This window comes from Cupriavidus sp. CPT47-8839-RL05A, from assembly GCF_058792255.1.
The window spans coordinates 109,258-133,799 of the sequence record NZ_JBYTEG010000008.1 but is presented as its reverse complement, the minus strand read 5'-3'; the positions used below and the strand labels follow the sequence as shown (position 1 = coordinate 133,799).

Sequence of the window (24,542 nt, the reverse complement as noted above, 5' to 3'; positions counted from 1 at the left end):
GCAAGGGCGCCAATCTGCGCTTATGCTTGAGGCCGTGACACCACAGACGACAACGCAAGGGGGCGGCGCAAATGGAACATGGACTTGAAACGGCCACGCTGGGGGGCGGGTGCTTCTGGTGCCTGGAAGCGGTCTACCAGCAGGTCGATGGCGTGGTGGCGGTGGAGTCCGGTTATACCGGCGGGCACGTGGATCACCCGACTTACCAGCAGGTTTGCGAGGGGGATACCGGGCACGTCGAGGTGGTCCGTGTCACCTTCGATCCGTCGGTGATCAACTTTCGCCAGATCCTGGAGATCTTCTTCGCCATCCATGACCCGACCACGCCGGACCGGCAGGGCAACGACGTGGGGCCGCAGTACCGGTCGGCGATCTTTACGCATTCGGAGGCGCAGCGGGCCACGGCGGAATACGTGATGCGGGAGTTGGCTGCCGCCAAGGTCTTTGATGCGCCGATCGTGACGCAGGTCGAGCCGGAGCAGCCGTACTGGCGCGCCGAGGCAAGTCACCAGAACTACTATCAGGACCATCCGAGCCAGGGGTACTGTGCCTTTGTGATCTCGCCGAAACTGGCCAAGTTTCGAAAGCAGTTTGGAGGGAAGTTGAGGAAGTAGGGACCGGGCGCCCGGGTCGGCGCCAAAAGCCGACCCTAGTTTCCCTGCGCAAACATCGCGCCGACAATCGCCCCCATCTCATGCCGCCGCGCCGCCGGCATCCGCGAGGCGGTCGACATGATGCTGATGGCGGCCTCGGCGCCCATTTCCAGGGGCAGTGCATAGCCCACGCCTGCCACCCCCTCCGCGCCGGCAAGCGCATAGCCCAGCTTGCGGGCGCGCTCTACGCCGCGCAACAGCCTGAGCAGGCTCAGGCCACCGGCCGCGTACTCGGCGCGGTGCCGCTCGTAATGCGCGCGCACCGCCTCGTTGTCCATCGTCGCCAGCAAGGCCATGCTGCCGGTGCCCTGGCCCAGCAGGCGGGAGGTGCCGGTCAGCAAGTGGAAGGTCTTGATGCGGTGGCTGCCTTCCTCGGTATGCAGGCAGTGCCCGTGGTCGCCGATGCGCACGGTCAGGAACACCGCATCGCCCGTGAGCCGGGCCAGCGCCTTCATCTTGCTCACCAGCACGCTGTTGGGCGGCGGCCGGTTCATCGCACGCAGGCCCAGCGCCATGGCGGCAGTGCCCAGGTGATAACGCTTGCCCGCCGACTCGCGCTCGATATACCCCGCGGATTCCAGGAAGCGCGCCATCCGGTGCGCGGTGGTACGGTCAATCTCCGCTATCGCGGCGAGTTCCGGCAGGGTCAGTCCCGCCTCGTGATGCTCGGCAAGCAGCCGGAGCAGGGCGAAGGCACGGGACAGGCTCTGCACGCCGCCGGGCGAGGGGGTCTTGGTTGGCATGGAAAGGTGCGTCGGGGGACGCTTTGGGGGTGGCGGATGCCGCGCCCCGCGTCCTGGGTTTCTGGCTTGTGCACATTATGCACAGACTGAGCGATTGCGGTTGTCCCGGGCGGCGTGGTGGTTTGCAATCCATGCATCACGGAACCTCACGCAAGCGCCATGATTCCCATCGACTCACGCATCGACTCATCTTCCGACGCCTTCGCCAGCCAGCGCGCCGGCATGCAGGCCCTGATCGACCGCCTCCATGGCCTCGAACAGCGTGCCGTGGCCGCCTCGGAGCGCGCCCGGCCCACCTTTGCCAAACGCGGGGCACTGCTGCCGCGCGAGCGCATCGGCCGCCTGCTGGACGCAGGCGCGCCGTTCCTGCCGATTGCCACGCTGGCCGGCTTCGGCATGGACGACCCCGACCCCGAGACCTCCATCCCCGGCGGTTCGCTGGTGGCCGGCATCGGTTTCGTCTGCGGCGTGCGCTGCATGGTGCTGGCCACGGATTCCGGCATCGACGCCGGTGCCATGACCGAGGCCGGCAACATGAAGCTGATGCGCTGCCAGGAAATCGCGCTGGAAAACCGGCTGCCATTCATCCACCTGGTGGAATCGGCCGGCGCCAACCTGCGCAAGTACCGCGTTGACAAGTTCGTGCGCGGCGGCGCGCTGTTCTACAACCTGGCTCGCCTGTCCGCGGCCGGGCTGCCGGTGATCACGGTCGTGCATGGCTCGTCCACGGCGGGCGGCGCCTACATGCCGGGGCTGTCCGACTACGTGGTGATGGTGCGCAATCGCGCGCGCGCCTTCCTGGCGGGGCCGCCGCTGCTGAAGGCCGCCACCGGCGAGATCGCCACGGACGAGGAACTGGGCGGCGCCGACCTGCACGCCACGCTCAGCGGCCTGGCCGAATACCTGGCCGAGGACGACGAGCACGCGCTTGCCACCGCGCGCGATATTGTCGCCAGCCTGGACTGGCCGACCGTCGCGGCAGGGCCCGCGCAGCCCGCGCGCCCGCCGCGGCTCGACCCGTCGGAGCTGGATGGCGTGATGACGCTCGACATGAAGCGCCCGGTGGACATGCGCGAGGTGATCGCGCGCATCGTCGACGACTCCGCCTGGCTGCCGTTCAAGCCCGACTATGGCCCCGGCACGGTGTGCGGCCACGCCCGCATCGAAGGCAATACGGTCGGCTTCATCACCAACAACGGTCCCATCGACCCGGCCGGCGCCACCAAGGCCGCGCAGTTCATCCAGCTATGCAACCAGTCGGACACGCCGATCGTGTTCCTGCAGAACACCACCGGCTTTATCGTCGGCCGCGCCTCGGAAGAGGCCGGCATGATCAAGCATGGCGCCAAGATGATCCAGGCGCTGTCGAACTCGACGGTGCCGCAGGTCACGCTGTACTGCGGGGCCTCGTTCGGGGCGGGCAACTTCGGCATGTGCGGGCGGGGCTTCCGGCCGCGCTTCTGCTTCTCGTGGCCGAACGCGCGCACCGCCGTGATGGGCGGCGAGCAGGCCGCCATGACGCTTGAGATCGTGGCGCGCCAGCAGGCCGCGCGCAAGGGCGTGCCGGTCGATGAGGCGCAGCTGGCCAGCCAGACCGCCGATATCGTTGCCAACTTCGAGCGCCAGGCCAGCGCCTTCATCACCAGCGGGCTGCTGCTGGACGACGGCGTGATCGACCCGCGCGACACGCGCGCCGTGCTGGCCTTCGTGCTGGCCACCGCGCGCGAGGCCAGCCTGCGCAAGCCGCATGCGATCCAGTTTGGCGTCGGGCGCTTCTGAGCGCCGGCGCCATCCAGACACGTCCCAAACGAACAAGACACCAGGAGACCACCATGCTTTACACGGAAGACCACCGCAACATCATGGACAGCATCCGCCGCTTCGTCTCGGCGGAGATCGATCCCTTCGTCGACGAGTGGGAAGCCGCCGAGATTTTCCCGGCGCATGCGCTGTTCAAGAAGATGGGCGACCTCGGCTTCCTCGGCATCACCAAGCCGATCGAATACGGCGGCATGGGACTCGACTTCTCCTACGCCGTTGCCGCCGCCGAGGCGCTGGGCTATGCCCGCGCACAGGGCGTGGGCATGGGCGTGGGGGTGCAGACCGACATGGCGACGCCGGCGCTGACCGCGTTCGGCTCGGACGAGCTCAAGCGCAACTACCTGGCCCCTGCCATCGCCGGCGACATGGTGTGCTCCATCGGCGTGTCCGAAGCCGGCGCCGGTTCCGACGTGGCCTCGCTCAAGACCCGTGCGGTGCGTGATGGCGACGACTATGTCATCTCCGGCTCCAAGATGTGGATCACCAACGGCACCCAGGCCGACTGGATCTGCCTGCTGTGCAATACTTCCGACGGTCCGGTCCACAAGAACAAGTCGCTGATCGTGGTGCCTCTCAGGGAAGACGGCAAGCGCGTGCGCGGCGTGGAAGTGCAGAAGATCAGGAAGTTCGGCATGTGGTCGTCCGACACTGCGCAGATCTTCTTTGACGAAGTGCGCGTGCCGGTGCGCAACCGCATCGGCGACGAGGGCATGGGCTTTATCTACCAGATGAAGCAGTTCCAGGAAGAGCGGCTGAACGGCGCGGCGCGCCGGCTGGCCTGCAACGCGCTGATCGAGGAGACCGCCGACTACCTGCGCCAGCGCGTCGCCTTCGGCAAGCCGCTGCTCGACAACCAGTTCATCCAGTTCAAGCTGGCCGAGCTCAAGACCGAGATGGAGGCGCTGCGCGCGCTGGTCTACATGGCCACGCAGACCTATATCGATGGGGGCGATGTGATTGAACTGGCGTCGATGGCCAAGCTCAAGGCCGGGCGGCTGTCGCGCGAGGTGGCCGACTGGTGCATGCAGTTCCAGGGCGGCATGGGCTACACCTGGGACAACCACGCGTCGCGCGCCTATCGCGATTTCCGGCTGGGCTCGATCGGCGGCGGGGCGGACGAGGTCATGCTCCAGGTCATTGCCAAGCAGATGGGCCTGATGTCGCGCGGCTGACGCGATCCTGAACCAACTACCAGCCAGGATCGCCATGCCTGACAGCTCATGCAACGATGCCGTGATCGTGCGCCGCGCCGGCGGCGTACTGTTCGCCACCCTCAACATTCCTGCCACCCGCAATGCGCTGGCGCCCGAAGTGGTGGCCGCGCTGGCCGCCGTCGTGGCGCAGGCCGAAGCCGACCCGGAAGTCCGCGCGCTGGTGCTGCGCGGCGCCGGCGGCAGCTTCAGCGCAGGCGGCAACGTGGGCAGCTTCCAGTCCCGGCTCGATGCCGACACCAGCCAGGAAGACCCGGTCGCCACGCGCAACCGCCAGTTCGGCTACTTCATGGAGCGGCTGAGCGTGCTGCCGGTGCCGGTGATCGCCGCGGTTGAGGGCGCGGCCATGGGCGGCGGCATGGGCCTGGCCTGCGCGGCCGACATCGTGCTGGCTACGCGCGATGCGCGCTTTGCGTTGTCGGAGACCACGCTGGGCATCGTCGCCGCGCAGATCGCCCCCTTTGTGGTGCAAAGGCTGGGCGCTGCCGCCACGCGCCGCCTGGGCCTGACCGGCGAGCGCGTCAGTGGCGAGGCAGCGGCAGCCATCGGCCTGGTCGACCAGCTCGCGGCCGACAGCGCGGAGCTGGACGCCCTGATTGCCGAGTGGCTGACGCGCATCGGCCGTTGCGCCCCCAACGCCAATCGCGTGTTCAAGGCACTGGTCGGCCGCTGCGGCCACGAGCCGCTGGGCCCGCTGCTGGATCAGGCCTCGCGCCAGTTTGCGCAATGCATGCGGCGCGAGGGCGCCGAAGGCGTGGCGGCATTCCGCGACAAGCGCGATGCCGCCTGGACCGTTCGCTTCGATGCCGACACGGTGCGCGCCGCGCAGTCGACCGGCTGACCGCGCCGGCCGCATCTTCCAAGAGATTCACAGGATTTCCCATGTCTGCTACCCGCCGATCCTTCCATACGCTGCTCGTCGCCAATCGCGGCGAGATCGCGGTGCGCATCATGCGCACCGCCCGCCGCCTCGGGCTGGCCACCGTGGCCGTATATTCCGAAGCCGACCGCCACAGCCCGCACCTTGCCTGCGCCGACCGTGCCGTGTGCATCGGCGCGGCCGCGCCGCGCGAGTCGTACCTGAACCTTGCCGCCATCATCGAAGCTGCCCGCGCCAGCGGTGCCGATGCGGTCCACCCCGGCTATGGCTTCCTGGCCGAGAACGCCGCCTTTGCCGAGGCGGTCAGCGCCGCCGGCCTGGTCTTCGTCGGCCCGCCCGCCGCGGCGATCCGCGCCATGGGCAACAAGGCCGAAGCCAAGCGGCTGATGCTGGCTGCCGACATGCCGTGCGTGCCCGGCTACCAGGGGGCCGCGCAGGATGACGCCACGCTGCTGGCCGAGGCCGGGTCCATCGGCTTCCCCCTGATGGTCAAGGCCGCGGCGGGCGGCGGCGGGCGCGGCATGCGGCTGGTGCGCGACGCGGCGGCGCTGCCCGCGGCGCTGTCGAGCGCACGCTCCGAGGCGGCGGCTGCCTTCGGCTGCGACGAGCTGATCCTCGAGCGCGCCGTGATCGCGCCGCGCCACGTCGAGATCCAGGTCTTTGCCGATACTCACGGCAATGTCATCCATCTCGGCGAGCGCGACTGCTCCGTGCAGCGCCGCCACCAGAAGGTCATCGAGGAAGCACCGTCGCCCGCGGTCGGCCCGGTGCTGCGCGCGCGCATGGGCGAGGCCGCCGTGCGCGCGGCCAAGGCCATCGGCTACGTCGGCGCCGGCACCATGGAGTTCCTGCTCGATGCCGAGGGCAGCTTCTACTTCATGGAGATGAACACCCGGCTGCAGGTCGAACACGCCGTGACCGAGGCCATCACCGGCTTCGACCTGGTCGAATGGCAACTGCGCGTGGCGGCAGGCGAGCCGCTGCCGGTCACGCAGGACCAGGTCCGGCTCAACGGCCATGCCATCGAAGTGCGACTCACCGCCGAGGACGTGCCGGCCGGCTTCCTGCCGCAGGGTGGGCCGCTGCTGCGCTGGCGCCCGCCTGCCGCCGGCCGCGACGTGCGTGTGGACCATGCGCTGGAAGAGGGCGGTGCCATCCCCACCCACTATGACTCGATGGTTGCCAAGCTGGTCGCGCATGGCGCCGACCGCGAAGAGGCGCGCCGCAAGCTGCTGCGCGCGGTGCAGGACTGCACGCTGCTGGGCGTGCCGACCAACCAGGGGTTCCTGGCCGCGTGCCTGGCGCACCCGGCATTCGCCGGCAATGACGTGCATACGGGCTTTGTCGACACCCATATGCAGGCGGCGCTGCAGGCCCCGGTGCCTCCGGTGCATGTGACGGCAAGCGCCGCGCTGGCCGCGTCGGGGCTGCTGGGCGGCAACGGCAAGCCGGCCACGCTTGCGCGTGCGGCCTCCAGCGTGGTGCTGAATGCGGCCGGCAAGGACTGGGAAGCGTTCCTGCGCGTGTGCGCCGACGGCTGGCGCGTGAGCCTGTGCCAGCGCGGTGAAGACCACCCGCCGGTGGAATGCAGGCTGCGCGTGCTGCGCGCCGATGCCGCCAGCGGCACGGCCCTGGTCGAATGCGACGGCGTGGCCTATCCGCTGGTGTTCGCCGCCGAAAAGCACGCCCTGCACCTGTTCCAGTCCGGCCGCGCCTGGCACTTCCCGCTGCACGATCCGCGCCGCCGCCGCGATGCCGGCGACGCCGACGGCGTGCTGCAGGCGCCGCTGACGGCCCGCATCGTCGCGGTCAATGTGGCCGAGGGCGACCACGTGCAAGCGGGCCAGGCGCTGGTGGTGCTGGAGGCCATGAAGATGGAGCACGCCATCGTGGCGCCGTTTGCCGGCGTGGTGGCGGAACTGCCGGCGCGCGCCGGCGGGCAGGCCAGTGCCGGGTCGTTGCTGGCACGGGTGGAGGCCGATGTGGCCGCAAAGGAGGAAGCATGAGCGAATCCGTGCAAGGCGAAGCGCGCGCCGGCAAGACTGTGCGCATCGGTGGCGCTTCCGGCTTCTGGGGCGATTCCGCCATCGCCACGCCGCAACTGCTGGCAGTGCCCGGCCTGCAATACCTGGTCTATGACTACCTGGCCGAGACCACCATGTCGATCCTGGCACGCGCCCGCGCCAAGGATCCGGCGCAGGGATACGCCACCGACTTCGTGCACGCGGCGATGGGGCCGAACCTCGGTGAAATCCTGCGGCGGGGCATCCGTGTCGTTGCCAATGCCGGCGGCCTCAATCCGCACGGCTGCCGCGACGCACTGCTCAAGGTGGCGGCGCAGCAGGGACTGTCGCCGCGCATCGCGGTGGTCAGCGGCGACGACGTGCAGCCGCGCTTCGCGCAGTGGTGCGCCGAGGGTCTGACTGACCTTGCCGGCAATCCGGTGCCAACCACCGAGCCCTGGTCGGCCAACGCCTACACCGGCGCGCAAGGCATTGCCCGCGCGCTGGCGCTGGGCGCGGATATCGTCATTGCCGGGCGCTGCGTCGATAGCGCCGTCGTGGTGGGCGCGCTGGCCCACGAGTTCGGCTGGAACTGGACCGACTGGGACCGCCTCGCCGCCGGCACGCTGGCGGGCCACGTGATCGAGTGCGGCGCCCAGGCCACGGGCGGGCTGTTTACCGACTGGCAGCGCGTGCCCGGGTGGGAGCGCATGGGGTATCCCGTGATCGACTGCGCGCACGACGGCAGCTTCGTGCTGAGCAAGCCAGAGGGCACTGGGGGACTGGTCGACCCGGCCGCGGTCGCGGAACAGGTGCTGTACGAGGTCGGCGATCCCGCCAACTACCTGATGCCGGACGTGACCTGCGACTTCCGCATGGTGCGCACCGAACTGGTCGAGGCCGGGCGCGTACGCGTGCATGGCGCGCGTGGCCGGGCACCTGGCACGCACTACAAGGGCAATGCCACCTGGCAGGACGGCTACCAGATCAGCCTGATGATGGCGATCCGCGGCATCGATGCCCCCGCCAAGGCGCGCCGCACTGCGGAGGCGCTGCTGGCGCGCACCCGTGCCATGCTGGCAGAACGCCAGATGCCGGACTACACCGAGACCGTGGTCGAGCTGCTCGGCTGCGAATCGCAATATGGCCCGCATGCGCGCGCATTGCCGACGCGGGAAGTGGTGCTGCGCATCGGCGCGCGCCATCCGCTCGCCAGGGGGCTGAGCTTCCTGCAGCGCGAATGCTCTTCTGCGGGGACGTCCATGGCGGCGGGCACGCGCTCTTCCTTCGCGGGTCGGGTCGACATCCAGCCCGTGGTGAAGGTGTTCTCCTTCCTGGTGCCCAAGCCGGAGGTGCCGATGCGCGTGGAGTTCGAGGCTGGCGAGATCCTGCTGCCCAACGCGGCAGTGAGCGCGCCGCAGGCGATGCCGCCGCTCGCGCTCGAGGCGCCGGCATCGCCTGCGCTTCCCCGCGAGCCGCGCGTCGAGCGGCCACTGGTCACGCTCGCCTATGCGCGCAGCGGCGACAAGGGCGATGACGAGAACATCGGCGTGATCGCCCGCAAGCCTGAGTACCTGGCACTGCTGCGCGAGCAGCTCACCCCGCAAGCCGTGCGCGCGTACTTTGCCCACCTGGTGCAGGGCGAGGTCGAGCGCTTCGACGTGCCTGGCCTGCACGCGCTGAACTTCCTGATGCACGGCGCGTTGGGCGGTGGCGGCGTGGCGAGCCTGCGCTCGGACCCGCTGGGCAAGAGCTACGCGCAGATGCTGCTGGACTTTCCGCTATCCGTACCCCGCAGCTGGGCATAGACCCGGCCAGAGACCTTGCGCGCCGGCACTGGCGCGCGCAACCAGGAGGAGACATGACCCGACCCAAGCCCGACACGCGCATCCGGCGCCAGCTATGCCTGGGCCTGTTCGCAGGACTGGCGGCAGGCAGCCTCGCCGGCCCCATGCCCGCCATGGCGCAGGGCGACGCCTATCCCAACCGCCCGATCCGCGTGGTCGTGCCGTACACGCCCGGTGGTGTGTCGGACGCCGTGACGCGGCTGGTGATGCAGAAGCTGGCGGAACGCATCGGCCAGCCGGTGGTGGTGGAGAACCGCCCCGGCGCCAACGGCATGATCGGCTCGGAGAACGTCGCCAGGTCCGCGCCGGACGGCTACTCGCTGCTGGTGGTGGTGGCCGGGCACGCCATCAACCCGAGCCTGTATCCGAAGATGAGCTATGACCCGCTCAAGGACCTCACCGGCGTCAGCATGATCGGGCGGATTCCGCTGCTGCTGGTCTCCAGCGCGCAGCTGCCGCCGACCACGGTGAAAGAGCTGGTGGGCTGGGGCAAGGCCAATCCCGCGAAGATGACCTTTGCCTCCAGCGGCAATGGCTCCGGCGCGCACCTGGCGGGCGAGCTGTTCGCGCAGTCGGTCGGCATGAAGATGACGCACGTGCCTTACAAGGGCATTGCGCCGGCGCTGCCTGATTTGTTCTCGGGGCAGGTCGCCATCATCTTCGATTCGGTGCAGACCATGATGCCGCAGGTGAAGGCGGGCAAGGTGCGCGCGCTGGCGATCTCCAGCCCGACGCGCTGGCCGGCCGCGCCGGAGGTGCCGACCATGGCCGAAGCCGGTTATCCGGGCGTCACGGCAGGCAGCTGGATCGGCCTGATCGCACCGGCGATGACGCCGCCGGCGGTGCAGGCAAGGCTGGCCCGGGAAATGGAAGCGGTGCTGCAGCAGCCTGACGTACGGTCAAGGCTGATCGACTATGGGATTGATCCGGTCGGCGGCAAGCCGGAGCAGTTCCAGGCGTTCATCAAGGCCGAAGCGGTGCGATGGGGTGAAGTGGTGAAGAAAAGCGGAGTGCGGCTGGAGTAAGAGGAAGGCGGCTGCGGACGGCACCTGGCGACGCCGTCCGCAGCCTGCTACAGGCTCAGTTGCTTCGCTGCCAGGTCCTTCATGATTTCCTCGGCGCCGCCGCCGATCATCATCACCTTGACCTCGCGATACAGGCGCTCCACCCGGCTGCCGCGCATATAGCCCATCCCGCCCAGCAACTGCACCGCGCGGTCCGCGCAGAACTGGAAAGTGCGCGTGGCCATGTTCTTGGCCATCGCGATCTGCGCCACCGGCGCGGCGCCGTCGTCCAGGCGCGCGGCCAGGTCGTCCAGCAGGGCGCGCGTGGATTCGATGCGCGTGGCCATGTCCACCAGCTGGTGGCGCACCACCTGGTGGTCGGCCAGCCGCTTGCCGAAGGTGCGCCGTCCGCGCGCCCACGCCAGCGCGTCATGGAAGCAGACCTGCGCATAGCCGCAAGCGGCTGCGGCCAGCGCCAGCCGCTCGTGGTTGAAATTCTTCGTGATGGCGGCAAAGCCCTTGCCTTCCTCGCCGATCAGGTTCTCCACCGGAACGCGGCACCCGTCGAAGAACAGCTGCGCGGTGTCGGATGCCCACCAGCCCATCTTCTTCAGCGGCGTGCGCGCCAGGCCCGGCGTATCGCCCTCGATCAGCAGCAGCGACACGCCGCCGGAACCCGGGCCGCCGGTGCGCACTGCCACGGTGAAGTAGTCGGCGCGCATGCCTGAGGTGCTGTAGAGCTTGGTGCCGTTGACCACGTAGTGGCCGCCCTCGCGCCGCGCGCTGGCGGAAAGCTGCGCCACGTCGGAGCCGGCGTCGGGCTCGGTGATGGCGAGCGCGGAGATCTTCTCGCCGGCAAGGATCTGCGGCAGCACGCGCGCCTTCAGCGCTTCGCTGCCCACCGCGGCGATCGGCGGCGCGCCGATGGTGTGCGAGAACAGCCCCGAGGCGATTCCGCCCGAGCCGCCCCAGGCGCGCTCTTCGAACAGGATCATGCGATAGAAGGCATCGCATGGGGCGCCACCGTATGCTTCCGGAAAGCCCGGCTGCAGCAGGCCGGAGACTTCGGCTTCGGTGCCGAGGCGCTGCAGCTGCACCTTGCGTGCCAGTTGGCGGATCATGGATTGGCCGTCAGGCGGAGGACCAGGGCATCGAGGGCGACGGCGCCGCGTCCGGCAGCGCGCACCAGCAGGGGATTCACTTCCATTTCGGCGAGGCTGTCGCCCAGCGACATGGTGGCGTCGGAGAGCGCGGCGATCGCGTCGGCCGCCGCATCGATGTCGGCCGCGGGCTTGCCGCGGAAGCCGGTCATCAGCCGGTAGCCGCGCAGGCTGGCCAGCATGTCGCGCGCCATGGCGCGGTCCACCGGCAGCAGCCGGTGCGCGACGTCGTGGAAGATCTCGGTGAAGATCCCGCCCATGCCTACCGTCATGGCCGGGCCGAAGACCGGATCGCGCGTTACGCCGACGATCAGCTCGCACACGCCGCTCGCCATTTGCTGCACCAGCACGCCGCGCTGTCGTGCCTGCGGCAGGGCTTGCGCGGCGGCGGCAGCGACCTCGGCCGCTGCCTCGCGCACCTGTTGCGCGTTGGCCAGTCCCAGCCGGACGCCGCCGACCTCGGTCTTGTGCACGATGTCCGGGCTCAGCACTTTCACTGCGACCGGGAAGCCGATGGCTTCGGCGGCGCGCGCGGCGTCGTCGGGCGTGGCCGCGGCCGCCTCCGCGCCGACCGGCACGCCGAAGCCCGCCAGCCACTGCTTGGCCTGGTGCTCGTCCATGGCGGCGGAAGGCGCACGGGCGGCCGCGTCGGCGCCGGCCCGCGCGCGCAGCGCCATCCAGTGCGCGGTCGGCGCCGCCGTGCCGAGCCAGCCCACGTATGTGCCCAGGGCCCGCGCCGCGCGTGCGCAATCCGGGAACAGCGCCACACCGGCTTCGGCCAGCCGTGCGCGGCTGGCCGGCTCGCCCGTGGTGGCGACCACGATCAGGCGATCGGTCTTGCCCGCCACCTCGATCAGCTCGTCGGCCACGCGATCGAGCAGGTAGGCGGTGGCGTAGAGGAAGATGACGTCGATGCCGTCAGTGGCGGCAAGCTTGTCGAGCACGGCGTAGGCCAGGCCGCTGCGGTTGAACAGCTGGCCGGTCAGGTCGACGGGGTTCGCCACTGCGCCGAGCTCCGGCACGCCCGCCAGCAGGCGCTGCTGGACCGCCTCGGGCAGGCGCGGCACGTCGAGTCCGGCCGCGCTGAGCAGGTCAGCCGACAGCGCACCCATCGCGCCCGACACGGAAGCCACCACCACCCGGCGCCCCGCGCTGCGCTGGCGGAAGCCGGCCAGGTATGCCAGGTCGGTCAGGTGGGTCGGATCACTCGCCTGCATCGCGCCGACCTGGGCGAAGGCGGCGCGGTAGATGGCCTGGTTGCCGGCCAGCACAGCGGTATGGGATTGCGTAGCCGCCGATCCCGCCTCGCTCTCGCCGGCCTTCAGCAGGATCAGCGGCTTGTCTGCCGCGCGCAGGCGCGCCGCGGCTTCGATGAAGCCACTGCCGTTGCGCAGGCCCTCAACGTAACCGACCACAGCCGCGGTTTGCGCATCGTCCGCGAGGTAGTCGAGGTAATCCGCATAGTCCAGGCAGGCTTCGTTGCCGGTATTGATGAACTGGTGGAAGCCCACGTCCATCTGCCTTCCGGTGGCGTAGACGATGGCGCAGACGTTGCCGCTCTGGGTCAGCAGGCTCACGGCACCCGGGCCGTCCTGCGGCGGGAACGCGCGGAAGGTGGTGGCAAATGCGGTGATGGCGCGCGTGGTCAGGTTGGCCAGCCCCATGCAGTTGGGTCCGGCGATCGCCATGCCGCTGTCGCGGGCGAAGGCCGCAAGTGCGGCCTGGCGCCCGGCACCCGCTGCGCCGGCCTCGGCAAAGCCCGAGGCGTAGACGATGGCGGCACGGATTCCGCGGGCATGGCAGCGCTGCAGCTGCGGCAGCACCTCGTCCGCGCCGAGCGCCAGCACCGCCACGTCAGGCACCTGCGGCACGGATTCGATATCGGGATAGCACGCCAGGCCGGCGATCTCGCCATAGCGAGGATTGACCGGATACACCTGGCCCTGGTATCCAAGGCGCTGCAGGTGGTCCAACGCCACGCCGCCGATGCGGCTGGTATCGCGCGAGGCGCCGATCACGGCTATCGAGGCAGGATCAAGCAGCTGCGGCAGGGCGGCGCGGCCCGGTGTGCGCGCCGTAGTGGGAAGGGGCATCGTCGTCTCCATCCTTCCTCGGTCGGAAGGTGCCCCGATTCAAGCCGATCGCGTGGGTGGCGACAAGCGCATGGCCTCCAGCTGTGCACATTATGCACAAGTCTTCAGGCAGTGATGGCCGTTGCCCGCGGGAGCGTCCTATCGGCCACTGTGCACCGGTCGCCAGCCATTCACCGCGCCAGCCTCGCAATGATCGCCTCGGCCAGGCGCACGCAACTCAGCGGCGCGCAGCCCTCAGCGTTGTTGCTGACAATGACGATGGCAGGCTGCCCCGCGCGCAGCGTGCGCGCCACTACATCGGCGATGGCATGGCGGGTGTCGGGGTCGTCGTCGACGATGCGGTCGAAGGGTGCGTAGAGCTTTTCCGCGTAGGCGTAGGGCCGGCCCCCATGCAGCATCCAGCGCAGCACCAGCGGGCCTGGCGCTTCCTCGTCCATCAGCGCCTGCGCCGCGGCCTGGCGCGGCACCGGCGGCAGGCGGTCGCGTGCCGACAGGCAGAAGCGCACCCCGTGGCGGCGCAGCAGCCGGATATAGCGTGGCGTCAGCAATGCCGGGTCGCGCAGCTCTACCGTGTAGCACGCATGCGGGGTGATCGACGGATCGAGTGCCGGCAGCGCGCCCAGGAAGGCATCGAGCCGTTCCAGGAACACGGCGCTGTCGGCCAGCGGACCCATCGGCGACAGCTGGAACAGCAGCGGCCCGCATTTGCTGCCCAGCCCGCTGGTGGCGGGCACGATGAAGTCGCGCACCGCGATCTCGGCATCGAGGAAGGCGGCGTTGGCCAGCCGGCCGGCGCCGTCGGAGCCGCGCAGCCAGGCATCGCAGACGCTGGCGGGCGCCTTGACCAGGAAGCGGAAGCCGTCGGGGACCTGCGCGGCATAGGACAGGTAGTCCGCCAGCGGGATCGGCCCGTAGAAGCCGCGGTCGATGCCGGCGGCGCGCAGCAGCGGATGGCGCGAATACGCGGAAAGGCCCTTGCGCGACAGCAGGCTGTCGCCGTACTCGCCGTCATAGACCAGCCCGTTCCAGCCGGGGTAGGCCCAGGAGGACGTGCCGAAGTACAGGTTCGATGGCAGCTGCGCAGCGAGCGCGCGCAGGGTTTCGTCCGCCTGTGCGGGTTGCACGCTCTTGCCACGCGCAGGTTTGCCGGAGGGGGCGGGCGGGACGGCCGCGCCCGGGTGGGAAGCGGGCCGTTCCGGAGGGGCAGTTGGGGCGGGCAGGGGCAGCCCGCCAAAGAGGTCTTCAGTCAAACGTCAGCGTTGCCTTCAGTCGTTGCGGCCAATTGGTTGGTCGTAGATATAGCGGCGGGACCACGGCAGCGTATCGGCCGGCAGCCCGGCCTTGTGGCAGAGCACCTGGTAGATCGACATCTTCTCGGTCTCGAAGGCATGTGCGCAGCCGGCCAGGTAGACCCGCCAGATGCGGTATTTCTTCTCGCCGACCAGGCTGCGGATGGTGTCGCCGCGGGCCTCGAAGTTGTCGGCCCAGTAGTGCAGCGTCTGCGCGTAGTGGCGGCGCAGCAGTTCGACGTCGAAGGCTTCCAGCCCGCCTTGCTGCAGCGTGCGCAGCACCAGCCCGATATGCGGCAGCTCGCCCTGCGGGAACACATAGCGGTCCATGAACTCGGCGCCGTCCATCGGCGTCGCGCCGTTGTCGGGGTCGGGCGAGGTGATGCCGTGGTTCATCACATAGCCGTCGTCGGCCAGCAGTTCGCGGATGCGGCTGAAGTAGCCGGGCAGGTTGTCCTTGCCCACATGCTCGAACATGCCGACGCTGGTGATGCGGTCGAAGGTGCCGGCGGTGTCGCGGTAGTCCTGCAGCCGGATCTCGATGCGGTCGGACAGGCCCGCGGCCCTGACGCGCTCGGTGGCCAGGTCGAACTGGTTCTGCGACAGCGTGATGCCCACGCAGCGCGCACCGAACTTCTGCGCGGCGCGCAGCACCAGTGCGCCCCAGCCGCAGCCGATGTCGAGCAGCGTCTGGTCCGGCTGCAGCCGGATCTTGGTCAGGATGTGGTCGATCTTCTTGATTTGCGCCGTGGCCAGGTCTTCGTCGCCGTGCTCGAAGTAGGCGCAGGAGTAGACCATGTTGGGGTCGAGCCAGAGCTGGTAGAAGTCGTTGGAGACGTCGTAGTGGTACTGGATCGAGTTCTTGTCTTCCTGCTTGGTATGCGTGAAGTGCTGCGCCACCTTGAACAGCGCGCCGCCGGCGCGGTGCGTGGCCGCGGCCGAGAAGCCGTAGGCGACCTTGATGATGTCCGTCAGCCTGCCCTCGAAGTCGATTTTCTCCTGCACATACGCTTCGCCCAGGTTGTCCAGGCTCGGCGTCAGCAGCAGCGGCAGGGCCGCGGCTTCGCGTACGGTCAGCGTGACAGCCGGCTTGTCGAAGTGCCCGAGCGAGTATTCGGTGCCATTCCACAGCCGCAAGCTGACCGGCAGATTGGCATTCTCTCGCAGGTCGGCGATCCAGTTGTCGAGTTGCTTTTCCAGGGCTTGCTTGAAGAACATGCGCTTTACCTCCCGATGGTTGCGGCACACGCTGCGGCCGACGCATCAGACAAGGTTGGTACTGAGCTGGAACCTTGCCCAATCCGTCTCGAGCGCTGCAAGAAAAGAGTAACCAAGCGACGCCGGTCTCACTTTAGTCCAATTCCGCAGCTTGTGCAGCGCACCGTCCGGAAGACCCCACTACCGACCCGTTCGGCGCAGTTGGCGCATGTTCAGGCGCGTGCCAACCGTTTCAGGGCGACAGCCGCACGATCTGCCAGTCGCCGCCGGGTTGCAGGCGGAAGGCGATGCGGTCGTGCAGCCGCGACGGGCGGCCCTGCCAGAACTCGAGCGCGGTCGGCACCAGGCGGTAGCCGCCCCAGTGCGGCGGGCGCGGCGGGTTTTCGCCGAACTTGCTGCGGTATTCCTGCTCGCGCTGCTCCAGCACGTCGCGGCCGGGCACCTCGCGGCTTTGCGCAGAGGCCCAGGCGCCCACGCGCGAGCCCAGCGGGCGCGTGGCGAAATAGGCGTCGCTCTCGTCGTCCGAGACTTTTTCGACGTGCCCTTCGACGCGTACCTGGCGCTCCAGCTGCACCCAGTGGAACAGCAGCGCCGCGCGCGGGTTTGCCGCCAGGTCCAGGCCCTTGCGGCTTTCATAATTGGTGAAGAAGGTGAAGCCGCGGTCGTCGATGCCCTTGAGCAGCACGATGCGCGCGGATGGCTGGCCGTCGGCGTCGACCGTGGCCAGGGTCATGGCATTGGGTTCGGGCAGCTTGGCCGTGACCGCCTCGTCGAACCAGCGTTTGAACTGGCTCAACGGGTCGGGCGCCACGTCGGTTTCGGACAGAGAGCCCAGCACATAGGTACGGCGAAGGTCGGCAAGTTGAGTCATGTCGCAATCATCAGGATATCGGTCGGGATGCGCGGTGCGCCCGGGGGCGGGGCCGCAGGTCCGGCTGATTCGAGTATAGCGAATGCATCGGGGATCGCATTTGCGTGGCGACAAGCGTATCGGCAGCGCCACCTGCCGCGGGGCTAAACCGGCGGTGGCAGCACCTTGCGCCCCTGGCGCCGCGAGTAGTAACCGGCCGCGCCCATCGCGCCCGCCATCGACAGGAAGATCGGCAGCATGCCCAGCGCCGTGCCGACCACGCCAAACGTGAGCGGCCACACCACCTGGCTGGTATTGAGCACCGCCGAGCGCAGCCCCAGTGCCTCGCCGGCGCGCCCGTGCGGCGACGCCGTGTGCAGGATGTTCATGACATTGGGCTGGGCGCTGCCCAGCGCAAGGCCGAGCACGAAGGCCAGCCCGCACATCAGCCAGAACTGCGTGACGAAGGGGTAGGCCAGGTAGGCCAGCGCACCCACCAGCAGCGCGCTGCGGATGATCTTCCATTCCGAGAGCCGGCGCGACAGCGCCGGCATCGCCACGCGGATGGCAAAGGTGGCAATGGCGAAAGCGCCCAGCACCCAGCCGATCGACGACGGCGACAGGCCGATGCGCGAGCCCTGGATCGGGATCAGGAAGGCGTGCAGGTCCCATGCGGCGGACAGCACCGCGCTGGCGATGAAGACCGCGCGCAGCTCGGGTTGCTGCAGCAGGTCCAGCGTGGAGCGGCGGCTGCCGTCCTCGATGGCGATGCGCCCGGCATTGCCGCCGTGCGCCGGCAGGCGCGGACGCAGCCATTGCAGGCCGGCCTGGCCGACCAGTGCCACCGCCACCAGCACCATGAAGGCGGGGCGGAAGCCCGCATGCTCGATCACGTAGCCCATCGTCACCGGCCCGAGCGTGCCGGACACCGACAGCCCCAGCGCATGCCAGGTGTAGTTGCGCAGCCGGGTCTCATTGGTGGAGACCTGGCCGATCAGCAGCTGCATCGCCACCTGCACCAGCATGAAGCCCACGCCGATCAGCGCGCATGACAGGTACAGCGCGCCGAGGTCGTGCCAGAGCGCCGGCAGCAGCGTGCCCGCCACCACCATCAGCGAGCCCGCGGTCATCGGCTTGCGCGGCCCGATCTCGTCGATGCGCTTGCCGGCGCGGATTGCCAGCAGCATCGGCAGCAGCGCATACAGCGACATCAGCACGCCGAGCGTGACGGTGGAGGCTTTGAGGGAGATCGCGAACAGCGACACCACCACGCGGCTGGCGTTGAAGGCCACGTGGTTGCACACCGTCAGCGCGATCAGCCAGGTGATCGGCGGGACGGCGGCGTGCGGCAGCGACATGGGAACGGGGGCTCGCGGTGGCCGCGCTCATGGCGGCCGGCGGCCGTGCCGAGGCGGGAAACAAAGAGGAAACAAAGGGCGGCCGCAGCCGCGCCTTCAGAAGGATGCAGCGGGCGAACCCGCACCGCACCCGATGCTTGCCATGCTTAAACTTCTTGTAAATGGCCGTTTAATTATGCGCCCGGCGTGGGCGCGGCACAACGGCTGCGTGCGGCAGGATGTCGCAGCGTGGCAAAGTGTTGCGATTTTGCTTCAGACAATGGCGGACATGTGGCCGCCAGGCGACGCGCCAGTGCACTGGTTGCGCGCACCTCAACCGCCCTTGTGCAGGGCGTCGCTGTCCGGGCGCGCCGGCGCTGGCGCCGGCTTGCGCACCTCGCGCTCGCTGGGGCGTGCCGGCTCGCGGGTCTGGGCGTCAGCCTGCGCGGCGGTGCCCGGCGTTTCCTTCGGGATCGGCTTGCCGGCGGTCATGCCGGCAGTCTTGCCGGTGCTGGGATCCTTGTAGGTCTTGCCCGGCGGCGGCGCGACCGGGCGCTTGCGCAGGTCGGCCAGCAGCGTTGCGCACAGGTTGTCTTCGCCGCCCGGCGACAGGTCCACCAGCGGCAGCACCGCCGTCGCCACCGGTGCCAGCAGCGCCAGCGACAGCGCGCCGCCGGCGCGCAGCGCCAGCACCCCGATATCGGGGCTGACGGACGGCTTCTTCATGGTGCCGCCCACGTACAGCGGCGAGCGCAGCGAGAACACGCGCAGGCCCTTGGAGTCCGGGTGGATGGTCAGCGCCAGCCTTTCATTGCGCAGGTCGATGCCGCCGGTGGTCTCGATTACCGCATCTTCCGTATCGAGCACGAAGGTGCGCGCGCGCGCGATGCCGTCGGTGAAGGCAAAGTCGCTGACGCCGCAGTTGATCCGCACCGGCCTGTCGCCGAACAGCTTGCGGATCACCACGCTGCCCACGTTCAGCCCCATCGCTTCAAGCAGGAACTTGCTGACCGTGCCGTTCTCGACCAGCAGCTTGGCTTCGCCGTTGGAAGAGGCCATCAGCGCCGCCACTGAATTGCCTGTGGCCGAGAGCTTGGCGCTGCCGTTGAGTTCGCCGATGCTGGTGCGCATCAGGTCAAAGGTGGGGAACAGCTGCTTGAGCTTCATGTGCCGCGCGGTCATGTCGACCGTGGCCCCCATCGGCTCGCGCTTGCCGTCCAGGCGCATGGTCGACACCAGGTTGCCGCCAGCCACGCCGAAATTCAGCGGGTCCAGCAGCAGCACGCCGTCCTGCAGCTTCAGGTGCGTGACCAGGTCGGTGATCGGCAGGTCGGCATCGCGGATGATGCGCTTGCCGGTAAAGCGCACGTCGGCGTCGATCTCGTCCCAGCGCTCGGTGCGGAATGGCGCCACCGGCAGGGCCTTGTCGGTCGGCTGAGCCACCGGGCTGTCCTTGGCGGGGCGGCCGGGCTTGGCATCGGCGCCGATCAGCGGGGCCAGGTCGACGAAGCGCAGCTGGTTGGACACCAGGGTGCCGGCCAGCAGCGGACGCGGCTCGCGCTTGGTGAAGGTCAGCGTGCCAGACAGGTCGCTGCCACCGACACGGCCGGTGAACTTCTGGTATTCGTAGATCGAGCCTTGCTTGCGCAGCGTCGCCATCAGCCGGCCGCGGGTCTGGTAGGGGGGCGTGGACGGCAGCACCACCCCGGTCAGCGCATAGAGCTTGGCCATGCTGTCGCCGGTCAGGGTCAGGTGCACGTCCAGCGCGGCCAGGTGGGCCGGGTTGGTCACGGTGCCTTCGATCACGGCGCGGGTGGTGCCCACGCGCACATCGGCCAGGAGCGGGAACGGCACGTCGGTGTTGCGCAGGCTCAGCACCGTGCCGGCCTTGCCGCTGGCGTTGATGGTGGCCTCGTTGTAGCGGCCGGTGGCTTTCCAGCGCACGCCGTAGCGGTCGTCGGGACCCTTGGCCGTGGCCGGCGGGGCGGAAGCGCCCGGCGCCGAAGCCGCTGGCGCGGAGGCTGCCCTGGCCGCGCCGGGTGCACTGGCCGGGGGCCCTGGCGGCACCGCAGAGGCCTCGGGCGCCACCAGCGCGCCGTCGCGGGCCTTGTCATAGAGCGGGCTGCCGCCGATGGTGTCGAGCTCCGCCTGCAGCTCGATCTTCTTGAACTGGTCGGCCAGCGCCAGGTTGCCGCGCGCCAGCACCACCTCGCCGATATCCAGCTCCCATTCGGACGGGCCCTTCTTGGGGCCGAACTCGAGGGTCCAGTTGTTGCGGGCGTCCGGCAGGCGCTCCAGCCACACCGCCGGGCTGTCGACGACGATGGTCGGCACCGCGATCTGGTGCGCCAGCAGCGGTATCGGACGCAGCACGAAGATCAGTTCGCGCACGGTCGCCAGATGAGGCTGTTTGGCCCAGTCGGTATTGCCGATGGTGATGTCGCGCGCCGACAGGCGCGGCCATGGCACCAGCGTATGCCAGCCTTTCTCGCCTTCGCCGCGGCGCCAGGTCACGGTCAGGTCGCCGTTGATGGCAAAGGGGCGGCCGATGGCCTCGGTGACGCGGTCGTTGAGCCAGGGCTTGAGGCGGTTCCAGTCGAAGGTCAGGATCACGACCACCAGCAGCGCGATCAGCGCAACCGGTGTCAGCACACTCCACAGAACAACCTTGCGGCGCACGGGCATGAGGCGGGCTCTCCTGTCTGGCGGGGGGCAGGGCCGGGGCCGCCCACGCCAGCGCGGGGCGGCGAACGGACCACTGCACGTCTATTGTATAGTTGCGCGCTTCTCGTCTTTGTCGGGGATTGGCTGACATCGCCGCCGGAAAATGCCGGATTCTTGCCCCGGCGCAGCCAGGCGCCGACCCCCAGCCGCTCTCCATTGACCCGATTCCTCCAGCATGAACGATGCCGCACACGACCTGGCCGGCCTGCCCGAGCCGCTGACCCACGAAAGCCCGGCCGAGGATGACTACCACCGCCGCTTCGGCGGCGTGGCAAGGCTCTACGGCGCCGCCGGCCTGGCCCGCCTGGAGGCGGCCAGCGTGTGCGTGGTCGGCATTGGCGGCGTCGGCAGCTGGGCGGCCGAGGCGCTGGCGCGCAACGCGGTCGGGCGCATCACGCTGATCGACCTGGACCATATCGCGCTGTCCAACACCAACCGCCAGATCCATGCGCTGGGCGATGCCTACGGGCGCGCCAAGGTCGAGGCGATGGCCGAGCGCATCGTGGCCATCAACCCGCGTTGCCAGGTGACGCAGGTCGATGATTTCGTCACGCCGGACAACGTGCCCGGGCTGCTCGGCGCCGGCTATGACTACGTCATCGACGCCATCGACGCAGTGCGCGTCAAGACCGGGATGCTTGGCTGGGCCCGGCGCCAGGGCGTGCCGGTAATCACCTGCGGCGGCGCGGGCGGCCAGCTCGACCCCACGCGCGTGCGCATCGACGACCTGGCGCGCACGATCCAGGACCCGCTGCTGTCCAAGGTGCGCGCCGGCCTGCGCAAGCAATGGGGCTTCACGCGCGACCCGAAGAAGAAGTTCGGCATCGCCGCCGTCTATTCGGACGAGCCGCTGCAATACCCCGAACCCGAGCAGCAGGCCTGCGAGATCGACGAGGCGCCGCCGCTGGACGGGCAGCCGGGCCAGCCAGCCATGCGCGGCCCGCAGGGGCTGGCGTGCGCGGGCTTTGGCTCGTCGGTGGCGGTGACGGCGGTATTCGGCTTTGTCGCGGCGTCGGCGGTGATCGGCGAGATCGCGCGCGGCTGAAGCCGCCCGGGCCGCTCAGGCGCTCAGCGCGCGCAGCAGCCCGTCTACCTCGGCGTCGCCCGGTGCCTGGTTGTCGAAGAAGATCAGTTCCGGATAGTCCGCGGGCGCCGGCATGAAGCGCCGGGTGCGGTAGGCCTCCCAGTGGCTCAGCTTGTAGGCGTCGTTGGGATTGCCGCGCCGGATGATGCGCGCATGGGCCTCGTCTTCAGGCAGATGGACCCAGACCGTGCGCACCGTGGTGCCGGCGGGCACGTGCAGCCAGCCGGGGTCATGCAGCAGGTGGGCCTTGACCTCGCGCGACAGCGGGCCGATCACGATCACGCTGATGCCCAGGGCCAGGTTCTCTCGCGCGGTGTCGAGCAGGCCCTGGTATTCCGGGTCGCGCAGGTTGTCCAGGTAGGCCGGGCTGTCGCGGTCATTGGGGTCGCCGGTGATCGCGGCCATGGCCGCGGCGCTGTAGCGGCCGTACAGGGTGTCCTTGTCGAGCAGGCAGAAGGGCTCGCCGGTGGCCTGCATCAGCGGGCCGATCAGGCGGTGGGCGAGGGTGGTCTTGCCGGTGCCGGCATGGCCGCAGAAGAAGATCAGTCTTGGCATGAGGGATAGGTGTAGCGGACAGGGCGCATCGCCCACAGCATACCCCTGGCTTGCGCCAGATCAGGCCCGGGCCGCGCCGATTCGGTATCCTTGCCGTTTTCTCCCACGATTGCCGTCGATCCCATGGACGCCAAAGACCAGCTTTCCTCCGCCGGCCTGCCGGACCACCTCCATCTGGGCGAACCGGTCACCGACGCCACCCATGCCGAGTTCGTGCAGCTGCTGGCCGCGGTGGCCGGCGCCGACGACGCCGGCTTCCTGGCCGCGATGGACGCATGGATCGACCATACCCGCCATCATTTCGCCCAGGAAGAGCAGTGGATGGAGGCGATGGGCTTCGGCCCGCGCCATTGCCACGCGGGCGAGCACCAGCAGGTGCTGGCCGTGGCCGTCGCGGTGCGCGACAAGGTGCACACCGATGCCGAGTTCCAGCTTGGCCGCCGCCTGGTGGCCGAGCTCTCGGGCTGGTTCGACCATCACGTCAAGTCGATGGACGCGATGATGGTGGAGCATATGCGCGAGCACGGCTTCACGCTGGTCGAAGGCCCGGTCACGGCGGCCTGAGCGCAGTCAGGCCGGGTGGGCGGCGTCGCGGTCGATCACCACGAAATACTTGCGCACCGGTGCCAGCACCTCGAACAGCCCGGTAAAGCCGGCCGGGATCACGCAGGCGTCGCCGGGGCCGAAGTCGCTGGCCTGGCCGGCATCGTCGCTGATGCGGATGCGGCCGCTGATGATATGGAAGAACTCTTCCTTGCCGGCCGGAAAGGCGATGCGCCAGGCCCCGGGCTCGCATGCCCAGATGCCGCAGTCGAAATCGCCGTGCTGCGCGCTGTAGTGCGTCCAGGTGGTGCGGTCGGGGTTGCCTGACACCAGCCGGTCCGGGCGCGGGCGGTCGTGGCTGGGGGCGGGCTCGGTCTTGAAGTCGATCAGGCGGGGCGCTGGCATGGCGGATGGCAGGAAAAATGGCGGAACTGAGTCCGCCAGTTTACCGCGCCGGGGCCGCGGCCCGGCCGTTCAGTTCAGCGCGGTGCTCAGCTGGCGGCGCCAGTGCGACACCACTTCGGGCCGGTCGGCCAGCATCTCGAACACCGACAGCATGGTCTTGCGGCCGATATCGTCCTCGAAGGTGCGGTCGGCGCGCACGATTTCCAGCAACTGCTCCAGTGCCGGCTCGTACTGCTGGCGCGCGATCAGCAGCCTGGCCAGGTCCCGCCGCGCCGCCAGGTCGCGCGGGTCGGCGGCGATGCGCGCGCTCAGGGTGGGCTCGTCCGGCAGGCCGGACAGGCCCTCCATCGCGTCCATGCGGGTACGCAGCGCGGCATGGGCGTCCTGCTGCGCGGCCTGCGGCGACAGGGCCTCGAACTGCGACCTGGCCTCGGCGATGGCATTGCCGTCCAGCAGGAAACCGATATAGGCCAGCCGGGCGGCGTCGGTCTCGGGGTCGAGCGCAATGGCTTCGTCGAACTTCGCCTCGGCGCCGGCCCGGTCGCCCTCGGCGGCCAGTTGCAGCGCGTCATGCAGGGCCGTCTGCGCGGGCTTGGGCATCAGTCGCCCGAGGAATTCACGCAGGCCGGACTCGGGCAGCACGCCGATGAACTGGTCCACCGCCTGGCCGTCGGCAATCGCCACCACATGTGGGATGCTGCGCACGCCGAAGTGCGCGGCCAGGTCCTGGTTCTCGTCGACATTGACCTTGACCAGCTTCCACTGGCCGCCGGCCTCGGATTCCAGCCGTTCCAGCATCGGACCCAGCGTGCGGCAGGGGCCGCACCACGGCGCCCAGAAGTCGACCAGCACGGGCGCCTGGCGCGAGGCCTCGATCACTTCGGTTTCGAAATTCTGCAGGGTCACGTCGCTCATGGGAAATCCTGGATCGGGGAGAGGCGGGAGCGGCCAGCCCGGGCGGGCCGCCCGAAGGGGCAAGGCAATCTATACCCCTATTGTGAGGGCGAAGGCGCCGAATGCAACGCCCTGTGCCAATACCGTGCCCGCAGGGTTCGGGAAAGTCTGCGGTTGAAAATAGAACGATCGTTCGGTTATAGTCCTTGATCATACCAAAAGACCCGG

19 protein-coding genes and 1 pseudogene are annotated in these 24,542 nt (G+C 69.3%); 9 read left to right on the top strand and 11 right to left on the bottom strand.

Annotation, left to right across the window (positions count from 1 at the left end):
• The first annotated feature begins 71 nt into the window (after positions 1–71).
• The gene (gene msrA, locus AC3WVS_RS11770; RefSeq protein WP_492318778.1) at positions 72–614 is read left to right on the top strand and encodes a peptide-methionine (S)-S-oxide reductase MsrA; all 543 of its coding nucleotides are present in this window, start codon (positions 72–74) and stop codon (positions 612–614) included.
• 35 nt (positions 615–649) lie between these two features.
• Here msrA and AC3WVS_RS11765 read toward each other — a convergent pair whose 3' ends face one another.
• Positions 650–1,396, bottom strand: a complete 747-nt coding sequence (locus AC3WVS_RS11765; protein WP_492318777.1) for an IclR family transcriptional regulator — start codon at positions 1,394–1,396, stop codon at positions 650–652.
• Between the two features lie 159 nt (positions 1,397–1,555).
• Between AC3WVS_RS11765 and AC3WVS_RS11760 the strand changes: the two genes are divergently transcribed.
• The 6 genes from AC3WVS_RS11760 to AC3WVS_RS11735 are packed head-to-tail and all read left to right on the top strand — an operon-like array spanning position 1,556 to position 10,183.
• Entirely contained in the window at positions 1,556–3,175 is a 1,620-nt protein-coding gene (locus tag AC3WVS_RS11760) for an acyl-CoA carboxylase subunit beta (protein WP_492318776.1), read from the top strand.
• Positions 3,176–3,228: 53 nt separating this feature from the next.
• Positions 3,229–4,389 carry an acyl-CoA dehydrogenase family protein gene (locus AC3WVS_RS11755; RefSeq protein ID WP_492318775.1) on the top strand — a complete coding sequence of 387 codons (1,161 nt, stop codon included), beginning with the start codon at positions 3,229–3,231 and terminating at the stop codon, positions 4,387–4,389.
• 34 nt (positions 4,390–4,423) lie between these two features.
• Positions 4,424–5,269 (top strand): enoyl-CoA hydratase/isomerase family protein, encoded by an 846-nt coding sequence (locus AC3WVS_RS11750; protein WP_492318774.1) that lies wholly within the window; start codon positions 4,424–4,426, stop codon positions 5,267–5,269.
• Positions 5,270–5,310: 41 nt separating this feature from the next.
• Positions 5,311–7,314, top strand: a complete 2,004-nt coding sequence (locus AC3WVS_RS11745) for an acetyl/propionyl/methylcrotonyl-CoA carboxylase subunit alpha (protein ID WP_492318773.1) — start codon at positions 5,311–5,313, stop codon at positions 7,312–7,314.
• The gene (locus AC3WVS_RS11740; protein ID WP_492318772.1) at positions 7,311–9,119 is read left to right on the top strand and encodes an acyclic terpene utilization AtuA family protein; all 1,809 of its coding nucleotides are present in this window, start codon (positions 7,311–7,313) and stop codon (positions 9,117–9,119) included. The genes AC3WVS_RS11745 and AC3WVS_RS11740 overlap by 4 nt, the downstream gene beginning before the upstream one ends.
• Positions 9,120–9,172: 53 nt before the next feature.
• Positions 9,173–10,183: a tripartite tricarboxylate transporter substrate binding protein gene (locus AC3WVS_RS11735; protein ID WP_492318771.1), complete on the top strand. Its 1,011-nt coding sequence runs from the start codon at positions 9,173–9,175 to the stop codon at positions 10,181–10,183.
• 47 nt (positions 10,184–10,230) lie between these two features.
• On the opposite strand, the pseudogene AC3WVS_RS11730 reads toward AC3WVS_RS11735, so the two are convergent.
• The 7 genes and pseudogenes from AC3WVS_RS11730 to AC3WVS_RS11700 form a co-directional block, all read right to left on the bottom strand.
• Positions 10,231–11,226 (bottom strand): annotated as a pseudogene (locus AC3WVS_RS11730) (acyl-CoA dehydrogenase family protein); the annotation flags it as partial.
• Positions 11,227–11,279: 53 nt separating this feature from the next.
• The gene (locus AC3WVS_RS11725; protein WP_492318770.1) at positions 11,280–13,415 is read right to left on the bottom strand and encodes an acetate--CoA ligase family protein; all 2,136 of its coding nucleotides are present in this window, start codon (positions 13,413–13,415) and stop codon (positions 11,280–11,282) included.
• Between the two features lie 170 nt (positions 13,416–13,585).
• Positions 13,586–14,665: a DUF72 domain-containing protein gene (locus tag AC3WVS_RS11720; protein ID WP_492318769.1), complete on the bottom strand. Its 1,080-nt coding sequence runs from the start codon at positions 14,663–14,665 to the stop codon at positions 13,586–13,588.
• A 15-nt stretch (positions 14,666–14,680) separates the two neighbouring features.
• A complete protein-coding gene (locus AC3WVS_RS11715; RefSeq protein WP_492318768.1) occupies positions 14,681–15,922 on the bottom strand; it encodes a class I SAM-dependent methyltransferase in 1,242 nt (413 codons plus the stop codon).
• 232 nt (positions 15,923–16,154) lie between these two features.
• Complete coding sequence (gene pdxH, locus AC3WVS_RS11710; RefSeq protein WP_492318767.1) at positions 16,155–16,793, bottom strand: pyridoxamine 5'-phosphate oxidase; 639 nt, start codon at positions 16,791–16,793, stop codon at positions 16,155–16,157.
• Positions 16,794–16,936: 143 nt separating this feature from the next.
• Positions 16,937–18,130 carry an MFS transporter gene (locus tag AC3WVS_RS11705; protein ID WP_492318766.1) on the bottom strand — a complete coding sequence of 398 codons (1,194 nt, stop codon included), beginning with the start codon at positions 18,128–18,130 and terminating at the stop codon, positions 16,937–16,939.
• Between the two features lie 312 nt (positions 18,131–18,442).
• Positions 18,443–20,794, bottom strand: coding sequence for an AsmA family protein (locus AC3WVS_RS11700; RefSeq protein ID WP_492318765.1), 2,352 nt, complete (start codon positions 20,792–20,794; stop codon positions 18,443–18,445).
• 214 nt (positions 20,795–21,008) lie between these two features.
• On the opposite strand from AC3WVS_RS11700, the gene tcdA reads away from it, so the two are divergent.
• On the top strand, positions 21,009–21,878 hold the full coding sequence (gene tcdA / locus AC3WVS_RS11695; protein WP_492318764.1) for a tRNA cyclic N6-threonylcarbamoyladenosine(37) synthase TcdA: 870 nt from the start codon (positions 21,009–21,011) through the stop codon (positions 21,876–21,878).
• 15 nt (positions 21,879–21,893) lie between these two features.
• Here the strand turns inward: tcdA and AC3WVS_RS11690 are convergent, their stop codons facing one another.
• The gene (locus AC3WVS_RS11690; protein WP_492318763.1) at positions 21,894–22,472 is read right to left on the bottom strand and encodes a P-loop nucleotide/nucleoside kinase family protein; all 579 of its coding nucleotides are present in this window, start codon (positions 22,470–22,472) and stop codon (positions 21,894–21,896) included.
• 123 nt (positions 22,473–22,595) lie between these two features.
• Between AC3WVS_RS11690 and AC3WVS_RS11685 the strand changes: the two genes are divergently transcribed.
• On the top strand, positions 22,596–23,036 hold the full coding sequence (locus AC3WVS_RS11685) for a bacteriohemerythrin (RefSeq protein WP_114131860.1): 441 nt from the start codon (positions 22,596–22,598) through the stop codon (positions 23,034–23,036).
• A gap of 6 nt (positions 23,037–23,042) precedes the next feature.
• Here the strand turns inward: AC3WVS_RS11685 and AC3WVS_RS11680 are convergent, their stop codons facing one another.
• Positions 23,043–23,420: a cupin domain-containing protein gene (locus AC3WVS_RS11680; protein ID WP_492318762.1), complete on the bottom strand. Its 378-nt coding sequence runs from the start codon at positions 23,418–23,420 to the stop codon at positions 23,043–23,045.
• 69 nt (positions 23,421–23,489) lie between these two features.
• The gene (gene trxA, locus AC3WVS_RS11675) at positions 23,490–24,335 is read right to left on the bottom strand and encodes a thioredoxin (protein WP_492318761.1); all 846 of its coding nucleotides are present in this window, start codon (positions 24,333–24,335) and stop codon (positions 23,490–23,492) included.
• Between the last annotated feature and the right edge of the window lie 207 nt (positions 24,336–24,542).

Coding starts and splice junctions, on each gene's coding strand:
- msrA (WP_492318778.1), top strand. CDS start 72: ATGGAACATGGACTTGAAACGGCCACGCTGGGGGGCGGGTGCTTCTGG.
- AC3WVS_RS11765 (WP_492318777.1), bottom strand. CDS start 1,396: ATGCCAACCAAGACCCCCTCGCCCGGCGGCGTGCAGAGCCTGTCCCGT.
- AC3WVS_RS11760 (WP_492318776.1), top strand. CDS start 1,556: ATGATTCCCATCGACTCACGCATCGACTCATCTTCCGACGCCTTCGCC.
- AC3WVS_RS11755 (WP_492318775.1), top strand. CDS start 3,229: ATGCTTTACACGGAAGACCACCGCAACATCATGGACAGCATCCGCCGC.
- AC3WVS_RS11750 (WP_492318774.1), top strand. CDS start 4,424: ATGCCTGACAGCTCATGCAACGATGCCGTGATCGTGCGCCGCGCCGGC.
- AC3WVS_RS11745 (WP_492318773.1), top strand. CDS start 5,311: ATGTCTGCTACCCGCCGATCCTTCCATACGCTGCTCGTCGCCAATCGC.
- AC3WVS_RS11740 (WP_492318772.1), top strand. CDS start 7,311: ATGAGCGAATCCGTGCAAGGCGAAGCGCGCGCCGGCAAGACTGTGCGC.
- AC3WVS_RS11735 (WP_492318771.1), top strand. CDS start 9,173: ATGACCCGACCCAAGCCCGACACGCGCATCCGGCGCCAGCTATGCCTG.
- AC3WVS_RS11725 (WP_492318770.1), bottom strand. CDS start 13,415: ATGCCCCTTCCCACTACGGCGCGCACACCGGGCCGCGCCGCCCTGCCG.
- AC3WVS_RS11715 (WP_492318768.1), bottom strand. CDS start 15,922: ATGTTCTTCAAGCAAGCCCTGGAAAAGCAACTCGACAACTGGATCGCC.
- pdxH (WP_492318767.1), bottom strand. CDS start 16,793: ATGACTCAACTTGCCGACCTTCGCCGTACCTATGTGCTGGGCTCTCTG.
- AC3WVS_RS11705 (WP_492318766.1), bottom strand. CDS start 18,130: ATGTCGCTGCCGCACGCCGCCGTCCCGCCGATCACCTGGCTGATCGCG.
- AC3WVS_RS11700 (WP_492318765.1), bottom strand. CDS start 20,794: ATGCCCGTGCGCCGCAAGGTTGTTCTGTGGAGTGTGCTGACACCGGTT.
- tcdA (WP_492318764.1), top strand. CDS start 21,009: ATGAACGATGCCGCACACGACCTGGCCGGCCTGCCCGAGCCGCTGACC.
- AC3WVS_RS11690 (WP_492318763.1), bottom strand. CDS start 22,472: ATGCCAAGACTGATCTTCTTCTGCGGCCATGCCGGCACCGGCAAGACC.
- AC3WVS_RS11685 (WP_114131860.1), top strand. CDS start 22,596: ATGGACGCCAAAGACCAGCTTTCCTCCGCCGGCCTGCCGGACCACCTC.
- AC3WVS_RS11680 (WP_492318762.1), bottom strand. CDS start 23,420: ATGCCAGCGCCCCGCCTGATCGACTTCAAGACCGAGCCCGCCCCCAGC.
- trxA (WP_492318761.1), bottom strand. CDS start 24,335: ATGAGCGACGTGACCCTGCAGAATTTCGAAACCGAAGTGATCGAGGCC.